Below are 13161 nucleotides of genomic sequence, written 5' to 3'. Positions count from 1 at the left end.
CTTTCATTTCGTTCACTGTATACAATTCCTTTTATATGCTTCCGAAACAATACCGACTCTAGTACTCACATTCCACTTTTTACAGAGACCGGCTATGATATATTCGACATTACGCTGCGAGTAGTTTAATGACTTAGCGATCTCTTTATTAGGTTTTTCAGCAATTATCAGTTTAATTACTGAAATTTCAATCTTTTTTAATTCCAATTCATTTTCTACTGCTGTTTTCATTCTAACTTCCTTTCTAAAAATGTATTTACTAAATAATACCCTATTATATAATTTTTATCAATAACATCAAATATTAATGGTAAAATATTATGTTGCTTTTACTAACTTCTAAGTAGTTTATATACAATATAAAAATCCCCCGTATGTTTCAAGCGGGGGATTTTCTTTTATTTCACAAACCCAAGCAGCATTTCACGAATCATCTTGCTTGCCGTGTTTGCGGTTTGTTCTGAGTGGTCATAGATCGGCGCAACTTCTACGAGGTCAGCGCCTTTTACATTGACTTCTGAGCGCGCGATTTCATGGATGGACGCGAGCAATTCTTTAGACGTGATGCCTCCTGCGTCAACCGTGCCCGTTCCCGGCGCATGAGCGGGATCAAGAACGTCGATATCGATGGTGACATAAACAGGGCGTCCCGCAAGCTGCGGCAGCACTTTTTTCAGCGGCTCAAGCACTTCAAACTTAGAAATGTGCATGCCGTTTTCTTTCGCCCATTCAAATTCTTCCTTCATTCCGGAACGGATGCCGAATGAAAATACGTTTTGCGGTCCGATGAGCTCGGCCGCTTTGCGGATCGGAGTAGAGTGGGAAAGCGGTTCACCTTCATAATCCGTGCGCAGGTCGGTGTGCGCGTCAAAATGAATGATGGCAAGGTCCGGAAACTTCTTATACATGGCTTTTATGACAGGCCATGATACAAGGTGCTCCCCTCCCATGCCGAGCGGGAACTTTCCTTTTTCTAAAATGCTGTCCACGTATTCTTCAATCATATCAAGGCTTCTTTGCGGATTGCCGAACGGAAGCGGAATGTCGCCGGCGTCAAAGAAATTCAAATCAGCCAAGTCACGGTCGAGATACGGGCTGTATTCTTCAAGACCGATAGACACCTCGCGGATTCTCCCCGGGCCGAAACGCGAACCCGGACGGTAGCTGACCGTCCAATCCATCGGCATGCCGTAAAGGATGGCGTCCGCCTCTTTCCAGTCGGGGCGGCTTGCGATAAATACTTTTCCTGAATATGCTTCATCAAACCTCATGATAAAACCCTCGCTTTCCTGTAAAAAAGCGCAAGATTCGCTCCTGCGCCGTACGTTTTTATTTGATTAAGTCGCTCACAAATTTCGGAAGAACAAATGCCGCTTTGTGAAGCTCTTTCGTGTAATATTTCGTGTCGATGTCAAAGAAACGGCTGTCCTCCACTTCAAGCGGATCGTACTTTTTAGAACCGATCGTAAATGTCCACAAGCCGCTCGGGTACGTCGGGATATTAGCCGTATACAGGCGGGTGATCGGGAAGATTTCTTTCACGTCACGCTGTACGTTTGTAATCAGTTCCGGTGTAAACCACGGGTTGTCCGTCTGCGCGACGAAGATGCCGTCTTCTTTTAACGCCTTGGAAATTCCGGCATAGAAGCCTTTTGAGAACAGATTGACGGCCGGTCCGACCGGTTCTGTTGAATCAACCATGATGACGTCATACTCATTCTCTGATTTCGCAATGTGCATGAAACCGTCATCGACTCTCACGTCGACGCGCGGATCATCAAGCTTGCCCGCAATGGACGGAAGGAATTTTTTAGAGTATTCAATAACCTTGCCGTCAATGTCGACAAGCGTCGCTTTTTTTACGCTTGGGTGCTTCAGAATCTCTCTGATGACACCGCCGTCTCCGCCGCCGACAACGAGGACGTTTTCCGGATTCGGGTGCGTAAATAACGGGACGTGCGCAACCATTTCATGATAGACGAATTCGTCTTTTTCAGAAGTCATGACCATTCCGTCTAAGAACAGCATGTTGCCGAATTCTTCTGTCTCCACCATTTCCAGATGCTGAAATTCCGTCTGTTCCGTATGTAATGTTTGTTTCACCTTTAATGTAATGCCGAAATTCTTCGTCTGCTTCTCCGTATACCAAAGCTCGCTCAATTGTCATCTCCCTTTCAAGGCTTATTTCATTTATTGTAAGCGTCTGTATCGCTTTTATTCCGGTTAAAATCTCATTTTCACCTAAGGAAAAAGTATAGAGGATGGCGGGGAAAAAGTAAAGAAGTGTCCGGTTTGATATGTTTAAAAAACCCCCTTTTTTCACATAATAATAGAATCATGAAAAAGGGGGTCCCCAAAAGTGGATAAAGTATCTGGAAAACAGCTCAGAATCACATTCAAAATCATCCGTGCCTGCATCTTTCTGACACTGATCGGCGGAATGCTGGCCGGCGTCTGCTTCACATCCGTTCTTCTTGCAGCGAAATGGCAGGGGGCCCCCTCCGTCCGGGTTCCTCAGTCTACGATTCTTTATGCAAATGACGGCTCAAAGCTAGGTGAGACCGATTTCGGGGAAAAGCGCTACTGGGTCCGGTTAAAAGATATCAATCCGATAGCGGTGCAGGCCGCCATAGCGGTGGAGGATCAAAACTTTTACAATCACCACGGTTTTGATTACCGGCGGATGGCCGCCGCCGCGCTGGCTGACATAAAGGCAATGGCCAAGGTTCAGGGCGCAAGCACCATCACCCAGCAATACGCGAGAAATCTCTACCTTGAGCATGATAAGACATGGAAACGAAAATGGAATGAAGCCTTTTACACGATCCGCCTTGAACAGAACTATTCTAAAAACGAGATTTTAGAAGGTTATGTAAATACGATATATTACGGCCACGGCGCATATGGAATTGAAGCCGCCTCGCGCCTGTATTTCGGCAAACACGCCAAAGATCTGAACGATGCGGAAGCCGTGCTTTTGGCGGGCATACCGAAAGGCCCGTCCGGCTATTCGCCATATGTCAGCGAAAAGAAGGCCAAACAGCGCCAGGAAACCATTCTCCGACTGATGATCGGCCAAAAAATGATCTCAAAAGAAAAGGCGGAAAGGCTTAAGAAAACGCCGCTTGCCTATCAGCCGCTGAAAAACAGAACCGCGGCGAAAACGGCGCCTTATTTTTACGATGATGCGATGAAAGAACTCGAGAAAAAGCTCGGCATGACGCGCGAACAGCTGGCAACGAGCGGATTGCGTGTTTATACGACGCTTGATAAGCGCATGCAGCGGATTGCGGAAAACACTGTGGCACATACGATCCGTACCGGCTCTGACATTCAGGTCGGCTTTTCCGCGATTGATCCGGCAACAGGGCGCGTGCTTGCGCTTCTCGGCGGACGTGACTACGAAAAAAGCCCGTTTGACCGGGCGACACAGGCGAAACGGCAGCCCGCTTCCACGATCAAGCCGCTTTTGTACTACAAAGCGATTCAAAGCGGCTTTACACCGGTCACGCTGATGAAAAGCGAAGCCACAGAGTTCCAGATTGACGACAACGGAGATACTTATTCTCCAAGCAATTACAACGGCTACTACGCCAATAAACCGATTACGCTGCTTCAGGCGCTTGCGTTATCAGACAACATTTATGCCGTGAAGACCCATCTCTTTCTCGGCATGAATAAGCTCGTGTCGGCGGCAAAGGAATTCGGCATCAGCGAACATTTAAAGCCTCTTCCGTCTCTGGCGCTCGGAACTGAACCCGTGCGCCCGATTGAGATGGTTAATGCCTACGCGATGCTCGCAAACGGGGGAAAACAAATCACCCCTTCCTTTATCACAAAAGTGACGGATACCGCCGGCAACATCTTGTATGAACAGCCGCGCGGACATCAGCAGACACTTGATAAAAAAGCCGCTTTTGTGACGGCGAGCATGATGACGGGCATGTTTGATCAGGATTTAAACGGCTATACTTCCGTCACTGGACGCACCATTTCTGACCGGCTGACCCGAACCTATGGCGGTAAATCAGGCACGACGAGCGCAGACAGCTGGATGATCGGCTTTAACCCTGCTCTTGCCGCCGGTGTATGGACAGGTTATGACAAAAGCAGCACGATTGATTCAGTAGAGGAAAAAAGCTATGCGAAGACGATTTGGGCGGACTTTATGGAGAAGGCGCTCGAAGGAGAACCGGAAATAGCGCTTAAACCGCCGAAGGGCGTCACGGGCGTCTATATCGATCCCGCTTCCGGCTACACTTCGGGACCCGGCTGCGCCGCAAAGCATTATACGTATTTCATCGCAGGCACTGAGCCCGCGGATGTGTGCTACGGACCGGAACCTTCTAAAAAAGAAAAGGAACACGCCCCCGCCCGCAAAGAAGCTCCGCGCAAAAAATGGTGGGATAAGTGGCTCGGCAAAAAAGACTGAGCCCGGTGCATTGCGCGCCGGGCTTTAATCCGCGTCTTCCTCAAGCACCCACGGGAGCAAGAGTGAAAAGTCGAGATGGATAATAGGGTCAGGAAAACCCTTCGGTATAAAAAATGTTGTACTCGGCAATGAAAACGAAAAGCGGTTATCTCCCGCCCTCTCGATATGAAAATTCGGCCAGCCTTCCCTAAGCCTGCCGACAATCGGATAGCTGCCCGCATAATGATGCAGGCCGTTTTCCTTTCCATGCTCCCCCAAATCGTGACAGACAGCCGGACGAATCCCAAACTGCGTAAACAATCTTGTTTTCTCGGCGGGAAGGAGATTCACCGCCTCGGAAAAGTTCCGGCAGCTCCCGCAATCGCAGGGATCAGGCCATGATTTTTCATATTGTTTTCTCGTTTCCTCCGCATCTGCTTCAATGACCCATGGCCCGATTTCAAAGACGGTGAACATGATGAAACCTCCGCGTAAACATGAAAAATCCCGAGTCTTGGTTCGGCTCGGGGCTTTCCATGTCCTGATTCTGTATCAACAGTTTACTCAGTACAATTGCAAAATAGTGCAAATATTTATAAAGTTCACAAAAAGTTCACAAATTATTTTTCTTCCGGAAGCAGTCCTGTTTTCAATTCATCGGATGAACGTTCCCAGAGCCCTTGGTCATGCTTCTGCAGAAATTCAGCAAGCACCTGCTTTGAGCTGGCGTCCATTTTGTCCACGATAATGCAGCGCTTCATTGATTTATCCATTAAATTCACATGCTCCGGCAATGACTTATAGCCTCTGCGGATACTTCTGTCCACGGTCATTTCACAAGCCGTCACACCCGCGTAATAAGGGCCTTCTTCTTTTCTGTCGATGGTGACCCACACGAGCCAGTACGGTTTTCCGTTCGGCACTTCATCTTTGTTCGGCAAGAATTTGATGCCTTTTTCAACGACACTGCGGGCATGCATGGCGCCGATGTCAACGAAGGCTTCCTTCTCTTCCACATCGACAAATACCGGAGAAATATTGTCAAGGCTCAGCGCCCCGGCGCCAAAACCGCCATGTCCGTCGGTCGGATCACTTTTAATAATATTAAATCCGATTGTTTTCTTCTTTTTTTCTTCCATGAAAATACCCTCCTACAAAAGCGGTTGAAATATAATGGCAAATACCTTGAGAATCCAGTCTCTCCCCTCGCTTAACAGCGGCCACACGACATAGGAGCCGACCGGTGTCACAAACAGCACGAGAAACACGATAATCCCGTAGCTCTCAAACTGAGTCATTTTGGCGCGCACCCGCGGCGGCACGAGATCCTCAATAATCCGGTAGCCGTCAAGCGGAGGAAGCGGCAGCAGGTTGAATAAACACAGCGCGAGATTCAGCTGAATCCAAATAGAGAAAAAGCGGTCAAGCCCCATGCTGAATGCAGAAAGCAGCTCCATTCCGTAAGCATGCATCAACACTAGCAAAAAGAAACCGATAAAGGCAAGAAGCAGGTTGCTTACAGGCCCGGCGACGGAAACCAGCACTCCCGCCAGCCGCGGTCTTTTAAAGGCGCGGCGGTTCACCGGCACCGGACGGGCCCAGCCGAAACCCGCGACCAAAATTAGAATCGTTCCGAAAACATCAAGATGTTTAATCGGATTGAGCGTTAATCTGCCCTGCCTCGCCGCGGTATCGTCTCCGAACCGATACGCGACATACGCGTGCGCCAGTTCATGCATCGTAAATGCCACAATCAGCGTAATCACGACATAGGGCATAAGCTCCAGCGGATAATATAAAAATCTGTCCAAATGTAAAAATCCCCTTTTTTAAAAAATGCAAGATTGTCCTTCATTCAGTATACTATAAGTGACCTCTCTTCCAAAGTGAGGAAACGATAAAGGAGGATCAGCACCATGCCGCTCGTAACCGTTAAAATGCTTGAAGGCCGCACAGATGAACAAAAACGGAATCTGGTTGAAAAAGTGACAGAAGCCGTAAAAGAAACGACAGGCGCAGCCGAAGAAAAGATCATTGTCATGATTGAAGAAATGAGAAAGGATCATTACGCCGTCGCCGGCAAACGGATCAGCGATACGGAGTAATCCTTGATAATGGCCGGCGCTGCTATGTCAGGCCGGCTTATTTCATTACTTTTTCAACGAGGCTGAAAAAGGTATTCTTTTCTTCTTCTGTCAATGCTTCGAACAGCTCGTCAATGAGCATCTGCCGGTTTTCAATCATTTGCATGGCCGCCATTTTTCCCGATTCGGAAAGCGTCATCCATACCGTGCGTCGGTCTTCGTTATTTCTCGACCTTTCCACGAAACCCTCTTTTTCTAAATGATTCAGAGCGGTTGTCGTGGCTGAAGGCGATAATGTGACTTCCTGCAATATATCTTTAATCGTGCACGTGCCGTGCCGGTAAATAATCCTGAGAATAAATCCTCTGATATTGTTTATACTCTTCGGAATTGTCGCCTCATCAAGCTTTTTCGTGCTCTTTAAATATTTCGTGAGCGCGTAATCCAGTACATTTGCTTGTAATATATCGTGCTTCATGCAGAAACTCCCCATTTCAAGATGCATCCATCATCATTGTTTGTTTTTTATTACATTTTACTGATACCTTACGGAGAAAGTCAAAATTCCGGCCGGAAAGCCCACAACTTTTATCCTGCCCTATACAGACTATTATCTCCTGCTTTTTTACCCATCCCTTTTATGCAATGCTGGTTTTATAGACATGATTCAGGTAAAATCATTAAGGGTGACTGCGTTTGACGGAAAGGATAATCTGATCGGATGCGGCAGACAATATGACTGGAAAAGAAACGGAACAGACGGGGAAACAGAACACAGGATTGTCGATTACACAGAAGATGTGACACGGGTAAAAGCCAAAGAGGCCCTCTTGGCTTTTACTTTTGGATGGAGGGATGCGTGTTGCGGAATATCCTACAAAAAAAAGACATCACCCAGCTGCTTGAACAAAGCAGAAACAGGCAGACTGCCAAAACGATGGGTGGATTTGATTTAACATTACTGGGCATCGGCGCCGTCATCGGGACGGGCGTCATGGTTCTTACAGGCATTACGGCCGCGAAAAACGCCGGGCCTTCCGTAATCTTTTCTTTTATCATTGCAGCCGTTGTCTGCAGCCTTGCAGCATTATGTTACGCCGAAATCGCTTCTGTTCTCCCGGTTTACGGAAGTGCCTATATTTACTCTTACACTACCATGGGAGAAATTGTCGGCCATTTAATGGGCTGGACGCTCTTATCCGTTTATATGGTGACGGCGTCGGCGGTGGCAAGCGGCTGGTCAAGTTATTTTAATAATCTGTTAGCCGAAATCGGCATGCCTTTGCCGGACAGTCTGCTGCACGTGCCGAGCCAGGGGGGCATCGTCAACCTTCCTGCCATCATCATTACTCTATTAATTGCCGTCGTTCTGTCACGCGGCTCTAAAGAGAGCAAAACCTTTAATAATATAATGGTTCTCGTAAAAATCGGAATTGTTTTGCTGTTTATCATCACAGGAAGCTTTTTTGTAAAGCCGGGCAATTGGCATCCTTTTATGCCTTTTGGAATCAAAGGCGTCATTACGGGGGCTTCTGCCGTCTTTTTTGCGTTTCTCGGATTTGACGCGATTTCCGCTTCGGCTGAAGAAGTCAAAAAACCGCAGCGCAACCTGCCGATCGGTATTATCGGTTCACTGGTGATCTGTACATTGGTATACGTCATCGTCTGTCTCGTCATGACGGGGATGGTTCCGTATTCACAGCTTAATGTGCCGGAAGCCATGTCTTATGTGCTGCAGTCTGTCGGACAAAACGCGGTGGCGGGCGTTATCGCTGCCGGTGCGGTGATCGGACTGATGGCCGTCGTTCTCGCCCATACCTATGCGGCGACCCGTATATCTTTTGCGATGGCAAGAGACGGAATGCTGCCGAAAGTCTTTACCATTGTCGGAAAGAAATCGGGAGCGCCGATCTTTAATACGTGGCTGATCGGACTGATCAGCGCCTGCATCGCGGGTTTTGTTGATCTGAAAGAGCTGTCAGATCTCTCAAACATCGGCGCATTATTGACATTCGCCATGGTCAGTCTGTCCGTGCTGATTCTGCGCCGCACCCATAAGGATCTGCCACGGGGATTTAAAGTGCCTTTTGTACCCGTACTGCCGATTTTGGCCATTATCTGCTGTTTGTTTTTAATGGTCAATCTGCCGCTGAAAACGTGGCTTTATTTTGCCGTCTGGCTGATCATCGGCGTGATCGTTTACTTTTTATATTCGTACAAGCACAGCAAATTGAGACAATAAACAAAACCAGGCCCGCTTTATCGCGGCCTGGTTTTTTCATCAAAAAAGACGAAAGCCATCGCCTTTAACAAATGTGTTTCAGCTCTTCTATGTAGTGAAGCGCCTCATCATATTCTTCATCCGTATATTTCTGTTTGCTTTTTATCGTAAACACTTTCTCTTTCTTTTCCTCAGCTTCAAGGCCGTCAAAATACAAAATCGTAGACACCAGCTCCAAAAACCGGGATGAGCGGCTGTTGACGCTGTCGATGTACTTCTTCATATCCGGCATCGTAAGCTCCGCATGATGTAAAAACTCGGCTCCCGTCTCCGTCAGCGAGTACCGGTATTGAAAGTAGCCGCCCTTTTTTTCCTTCACCTCATCCAGAAACCCAAGATTGCACAGCTCTTCAATTCGAAGCGTCAGTTCTTCGGAATACGGGCCGTAAAAATGAAAATCATATTTTTCGTAGAAAGGATACTGCATTTTCTTCGCGATATAAATGATTTTCTGCAGCTTTTTCCGCCCGATGATTTCTCCAGAATCCGAGAACACCTTCATCAGTTTTGCATGTTCTTTCAACAAATTCCCGACATCTCCTTTTCCTTCTTTACCAAAATCCTTCTATGTCAGTCCCAGCAGCTGCCGGATTTTTAATTTTGCTTCAGGGTTTTCTGAATCGTCACAAATGAGGTCCATCGGATAGTAGAGCTTATGGTCCGTCCGGCGTTTGCCCGAAATGGATTCGACAATGGCGGACTGCCTGGACAGCTCTTTGATCTGGCCCTTCTGCGTTAACAGGTGAATCGGCAGACGCTCCTCCTCTTCACCCGGCCGGTAAAAATCATACGGCAGATCCGATGAAGAATCGACCACTAAATAGTAATTGGGATCAATTCCCGCCTCTTTAAACAGAGCGGTCAGTTCAAAATAAGCCGACATTTCCTCATTGGGGTTAAATTCGGCATATTGAAACAGCTGGCGGTTAATGAAGCGGCGGCACAAGTCGGACAGAATCGGGTCCTCTTCTTCCTCCCAAGCCTGGAAATAATATAAAATGATGGCTTCATCAAGCTTCAGATAATCCGCAAGCGTCAGCTTCCCTTCAAAAATGGAATAAAAATGAACGGGAGCATGAGTGAAGATATACCCTTCTTCATGGAGCTGCTTCGCACGGTGGAGAATTTTCGTCAAAATGACTTCAGCGCTTCTCGTCACGGGATGAAAATACACCTGCCAGTACATTTGATAGCGGCTCATAATATAGTCTTCGACGGCGTGCATGCCGCTTTGCTTAATGACGATTTGGTCCTCTCGCGGACGCATCACCCTTAAAATCCGTTCCATATCAAAATGTCCGTAGCTGACGCCCGTATAGTATGCGTCCCGCTGAAGGTAATCCATCCTGTCGGCGTCAATCTGGCTCGAAATCAGGCTGACCACCTGTTTGTTTTTGTATGTTTTGGCAATGACTTCGGCAACATCCTGCGGAAATCCCGGTCCCGCCTTTCTGAGAACCTGATTCACCTCGGTGTCGCCGAGAATGATTTCCCTCGTATAGTCTTCATGATCCAGATGAAAAACCTTTTCAAAGGAATGCGAAAACGGCCCATGTCCCAAATCGTGCAAAAGCGCGGCGCTGAGACAGAGTTCGCGTTCATTGTCATCCCATTCAGGACGCCCTTTAAAAACATCATCAACCATTCGTCTGACAATCTCATAGACGCCGAGAGAATGGTTAAAACGGCTGTGTTCCGCGCCGTGAAACGTCAAATACGTCGTACCGAGCTGTTTGATCCGGCGCAGCCGCTGAAATTCACGGGTGCCGATCAAATCCCAGATCAGCTTGTCCCGCACATGAACATAGCGGTGAACGGGATCTTTAAACACTTTTTCTTCTGATAATTTTCCGTTTGGATACGCCATCGTCATTCCCTCTTTTTTTTAGCCGTGATTCTATTATATCGGCTCTGTAATTTGAAAACATCCTTGAATTTGTCCGGCGTTTTGTTCCAGTTTTCCGTCATTGATTTTTTGAAGCAAAAAAGCCTGACCCATCGGGCGAGGCTGTCGTAAAAATACACATTTACTTTTTGATCTTCTTTTTCACTTTCTCAATCAGCTCGTCCTCAGTCGGCGCCGACAGCGGGCGGTTGTTTACGAAAGCAAACGATTTTTTGCGTCCGGGCCCGCAATATGACTGACATCCGACCTCCACTTTTGCATCCGGGTCAGCTTCTTTCAAACGCGGCAGCAAAGTCTTAATATTGGTGGCCTGGCAATCATCACACACTCGGAATTCATTAGCCATGATGTACGCTTCCCTTCATTCAATGTTCCTCTATGTTAAATCTTAATTTTAAAAACGAAAAAAATCACATCACATCTCATTGTACAAGGATTCATCTTATCCTGCAAGGCTCTGCGTATCTCTCATTCTTTCAGCCAATTTGTATAAATATTTTCCAATCTGGACATTCTAATACCATCAAAGATATTGGGGGTTGAGAACATTGACAAAACAAAGACAGGACGCCTGGTCGGAGGAAAATGACCTGCTGCTTGCGGAAACCGTGCTCCGGCACGTCCGGGAAGGAAGCACGCAGCTGAACGCCTTTGAAGAGGTAGGCGATAAATTAAACAGAACGTCGGCAGCGTGCGGATTCAGGTGGAATGCCGTCGTGCGCCATCAATACGAAAAAGCGCTTCAGCTTGCCAAAAAACAGCGGAAACAGCGGATGCGCGCGCTCGGAAACGGCCAGCCGGCCAAGAAGAAACTATTATATCAGCCGCCTGCGCCGGATGCGGACATCATGCAGGAAACCGCAGCCGAAGAGACGGTTCAAACGGAAGCGCCAAAAGAGGATCGGCAAGCCGTCATGTCCGGCGAACATATGCCTTATGTCGATGAAAGCTTCAAGGAAGAGTTAGCTAGTTTATCACATTTGCTGGCGCCTCAGCAGCCGAGCCAAAAGGCGGAGCTCACAATGGCAGACGTCATTCAATTTCTGCAGAGCTATGAAGGCAGCGGAAAGCAAACTTCCGCCCTGCAAATGGAAAATGACCGTTTAAAACGGGAAAACCAAGAACTTCAGTCTAAAACCGAGCAGCTGGAAGCGGCCGTCGAAAAGCTTGAAAAAGATCAAAAAACCATTCAGGAAGACTACGAAACCTTGGTAAAAATTATGAACAGAGCCAGAAAACTAGTTTTATTTGAAGACGACGAACATGCCTCTCCGTCCTTCAAAATGGACCGGAACGGCAATTTAGAAAAAATGGCCGAATAACTCAAAAAACCCCTTTCCTTGTCATGGAAAAAGGGGTTTTTGCCATTTGTCAATGACGCGCATCCTGATCTATATTAATGTAAACATTGTTCAGGGGCCTTCTTCCCGCAAGGGCTGCGCATCTCGGTCCCCGCCCGCACATAAGCATAAAGATTCAATTCCTCATCCCAAATGGTTCTTAGGAATTATTGATCGATTAGCTACTGTGCAATACACTGTATAGAGAATACAATTATTAGATATGATGGGAATGATAGTAAATGAGTAGCCAATTACGAAAAGGAGCGTTGGAACTTTGTGTGTTGTCCCTGCTTCTTTATGAAGATTTATATGGTTATGAATTAATCAAGATCATAAGTGAAACGTTCCCTGTATCGGAGGGCACCATCTACCCCATATTACGAAGACTCACAAAAAATAACTACCTAAAAACGTATACAGCAGCTTCCGATCAAGGCCCATCACGCAAATATTACAAAGTAACAGAAGAAGGCGCCTTATATCATCACACATTAAAATCGGAATGGCTTGACCTGTCCGAAAAAGTGAACAGCATCATTAAGGAGGGAAAATGAATGTGTAAAGACCAATATTTAAAACATCTCCGGCGGGAAATAAAAGATCTGCCGGAACTTGAGCAAAAAGAGATACTCGCCGATATCGGCGAAATATTCCAAATGGGCGGCGCTGAAGGAAAAAGCGATGAACAAATCGCGGGCAATTTAGGAAACCCCAAAACACTTGCGCGCGCCTTAAAAGCGGATATTTTCATCAGCGATGCCGAGGAGCAGAAAACATGGCGCTCGTTTTTCAAAGCATTCGGCCTGATGCTGGGGATGGGCATGTTCAACTTCATGTTTATGCTGACACCGTTTCTTTTTGCCTCTGTTGCGGTGTTAAGTTTGATGGCGATCGGCCTGATGCTGATGACCGGATCATTCTTTCTCCTCGTAAAAGTGCCGATTGTAACAGCCATTTTTAACGGATGTATGGTTCTTGGAGCGGGTATGGCGGTGTTTATGGCCGGATTTGATCTTTCGAAACTGATATTCCGCATCTTTTTGCGCTATTTCAAATGGAATGTCAGCGTTGTAAGGAGGGAAACCATTGAATCGAAAAATGTGGTATAGCATTGCTCTCATTTTAATCGCTGCCGG

16 protein-coding genes are annotated in these 13161 nt (G+C 47.0%); 6 read left to right on the top strand and 10 right to left on the bottom strand.

Translation table 11 applies throughout. The features are described 5' to 3' along the window. Positions 1-12: 12 nt before the first annotated feature. The 3 genes from NQS30_RS00365 to speE all read right to left on the bottom strand — a co-directional run bounded on the left by NQS30_RS00365 (position 13) and on the right by speE (position 2160). Entirely contained in the window at positions 13-231 is a 219-nt protein-coding gene (locus NQS30_RS00365; RefSeq protein WP_003151056.1) for a helix-turn-helix transcriptional regulator, read from the bottom strand. 167 nt (positions 232-398) lie between these two features. Further along, positions 399-1271 (bottom strand): agmatinase, encoded by an 873-nt coding sequence (gene speB, locus NQS30_RS00360; RefSeq protein WP_095352572.1) that lies wholly within the window; start codon positions 1269-1271, stop codon positions 399-401. Between the two features lie 58 nt (positions 1272-1329). Continuing rightward, positions 1330-2160 (bottom strand): spermidine synthase, encoded by an 831-nt coding sequence (gene speE / locus NQS30_RS00355; protein ID WP_003151052.1) that lies wholly within the window; start codon positions 2158-2160, stop codon positions 1330-1332. A 199-nt stretch (positions 2161-2359) separates the two neighbouring features. On the opposite strand from speE, the gene NQS30_RS00350 reads away from it, so the two are divergent. Further along, positions 2360-4432, top strand: a complete 2073-nt coding sequence (locus NQS30_RS00350) for a transglycosylase domain-containing protein (protein WP_015240781.1) — start codon at positions 2360-2362, stop codon at positions 4430-4432. 24 nt (positions 4433-4456) lie between these two features. Here NQS30_RS00350 and NQS30_RS00345 read toward each other — a convergent pair whose 3' ends face one another. From NQS30_RS00345 to NQS30_RS00335, 3 genes are all read right to left on the bottom strand, one after another. After that, positions 4457-4888: a hypothetical protein gene (locus NQS30_RS00345; RefSeq protein WP_085341583.1), complete on the bottom strand. Its 432-nt coding sequence runs from the start codon at positions 4886-4888 to the stop codon at positions 4457-4459. Between the two features lie 143 nt (positions 4889-5031). Then, a complete protein-coding gene (locus NQS30_RS00340) occupies positions 5032-5550 on the bottom strand; it encodes a YwhD family protein (protein WP_007407649.1) in 519 nt (172 codons plus the stop codon). Between the two features lie 12 nt (positions 5551-5562). Then, positions 5563-6222, bottom strand: coding sequence for a site-2 protease family protein (locus NQS30_RS00335; protein WP_003151043.1), 660 nt, complete (start codon positions 6220-6222; stop codon positions 5563-5565). A 105-nt stretch (positions 6223-6327) separates the two neighbouring features. On the opposite strand from NQS30_RS00335, the gene NQS30_RS00330 reads away from it, so the two are divergent. Further along, positions 6328-6516, top strand: a complete 189-nt coding sequence (locus NQS30_RS00330; RefSeq protein WP_003151042.1) for a 2-hydroxymuconate tautomerase — start codon at positions 6328-6330, stop codon at positions 6514-6516. Positions 6517-6553: 37 nt separating this feature from the next. Here NQS30_RS00330 and NQS30_RS00325 read toward each other — a convergent pair whose 3' ends face one another. Then, on the bottom strand, positions 6554-6973 hold the full coding sequence (locus tag NQS30_RS00325) for a MarR family winged helix-turn-helix transcriptional regulator (RefSeq protein WP_012118692.1): 420 nt from the start codon (positions 6971-6973) through the stop codon (positions 6554-6556). 384 nt (positions 6974-7357) lie between these two features. Here NQS30_RS00325 and NQS30_RS00320 point away from each other — a divergent pair, with 384 nt between their 5' ends. Next, positions 7358-8737, top strand: a complete 1380-nt coding sequence (locus NQS30_RS00320; RefSeq protein ID WP_032865071.1) for an amino acid permease — start codon at positions 7358-7360, stop codon at positions 8735-8737. Positions 8738-8801: 64 nt separating this feature from the next. Here the strand turns inward: NQS30_RS00320 and NQS30_RS00315 are convergent, their stop codons facing one another. From NQS30_RS00315 to NQS30_RS00305, 3 genes are all read right to left on the bottom strand, one after another. Continuing rightward, the gene (locus tag NQS30_RS00315; RefSeq protein ID WP_007407653.1) at positions 8802-9302 is read right to left on the bottom strand and encodes a YwgA family protein; all 501 of its coding nucleotides are present in this window, start codon (positions 9300-9302) and stop codon (positions 8802-8804) included. A gap of 39 nt (positions 9303-9341) precedes the next feature. After that, the gene (locus NQS30_RS00310) at positions 9342-10643 is read right to left on the bottom strand and encodes an HD domain-containing protein (RefSeq protein WP_007407654.1); all 1302 of its coding nucleotides are present in this window, start codon (positions 10641-10643) and stop codon (positions 9342-9344) included. Between the two features lie 160 nt (positions 10644-10803). Then, positions 10804-11028 carry a YuzB family protein gene (locus NQS30_RS00305; protein ID WP_003151034.1) on the bottom strand — a complete coding sequence of 75 codons (225 nt, stop codon included), beginning with the start codon at positions 11026-11028 and terminating at the stop codon, positions 10804-10806. Positions 11029-11230: 202 nt separating this feature from the next. Between NQS30_RS00305 and NQS30_RS00300 the strand changes: the two genes are divergently transcribed. From NQS30_RS00300 to NQS30_RS00290, 3 genes are all read left to right on the top strand, one after another. Beyond that, positions 11231-12004 carry an RsfA family transcriptional regulator gene (locus NQS30_RS00300; RefSeq protein ID WP_012118695.1) on the top strand — a complete coding sequence of 258 codons (774 nt, stop codon included), beginning with the start codon at positions 11231-11233 and terminating at the stop codon, positions 12002-12004. Between the two features lie 260 nt (positions 12005-12264). Beyond that, positions 12265-12579, top strand: coding sequence for a PadR family transcriptional regulator (locus NQS30_RS00295; protein ID WP_015418447.1), 315 nt, complete (start codon positions 12265-12267; stop codon positions 12577-12579). Continuing rightward, positions 12580-13134, top strand: coding sequence for an HAAS signaling domain-containing protein (locus NQS30_RS00290; protein WP_012118697.1), 555 nt, complete (start codon positions 12580-12582; stop codon positions 13132-13134). Positions 13135-13161: the final 27 nt, after the last annotated feature.

It is taken from the genome of Bacillus sp. B1(2022), assembly GCF_040259625.1.
GTDB classification, from domain to species: Bacteria; Bacillota; Bacilli; order Bacillales; family Bacillaceae; genus Bacillus; species Bacillus velezensis.
This window is presented reverse-complemented; position numbering and strand designations above follow the sequence as displayed.